The sequence below is a fragment of the Streptomyces sp. DH12 genome, assembly GCF_020873895.1.
In the GTDB taxonomy this organism is placed as follows: Bacteria; Actinomycetota; Actinomycetes; order Streptomycetales; family Streptomycetaceae; genus Streptomyces.
On the sequence record NZ_JAHWGT010000345.1, the window covers coordinates 1 to 671 of the forward strand.

The window sequence follows — 671 nt, forward strand, 5'->3', positions numbered from 1 at the left end:
GCTGGGTGACGCCCTCGAGCTGCCGCTTGATCTCGTTGAACCGCGTCGGCCGTTCCAGCACCGCCAGCACCATCATCGACCACTTGTCCGCGACCTGGTCGAGGATCGGCCGGCTGGGGCAGTCGACGCTGAACCGCGGGGTGCTCCGGGACGACAGGGGTGAGGCACTGGTATCCATGGTGATCCTTGGTTGTCGGAAAGTGCGTTATTGACCGGGTATTTACTCGGGACCAGGGTGGTATCCAACGCAAACCTACTGGCCCACCTGACACCTTGGGACCCGCATGGACGACGACCTGCCTCCGTACACGACGCTCCACGTCACCGTCGACGCCGGCATTGCCCGGATCACCCTCGACAACCCGCCGGTGAACGTGCTCGGCGGAACCTTGATCCGTGAACTCCACGACCTCCTCGGGAAGTTGCGGGACGATCGCTCGGTCCGCGTGATCGTCTTCTCCAGCGCCGACCCCGAGTTCTTCCTTGCCCACGTCGACATCCACATCCTCGACGAGATGGACGACCTCAGGGAGATCGCGGACCGCACCCCGCACGTCAACCTCTTCCAGGGCGTCGGCGAACTGCTGCGCCACCAGCCGCAGGTGACGATCGTCAAGCTCGCGGGCACGGCGCGTGCGGGCGGCGCGGAGTTCGTGGCCGCGAGCTTGACG

At 65.6% G+C, this 671-nt stretch carries 1 protein-coding gene; it reads left to right on the plus strand.

The annotated features are described in order from the left end of the window. Positions 1 to 284: 284 nt before the first annotated feature. Positions 285 to 671, plus strand: a 387-nt coding sequence (locus tag LPA54_RS34460) for an enoyl-CoA hydratase/isomerase family protein (protein ID WP_228984580.1), incomplete at its 3' end; no start/stop codon positions are given.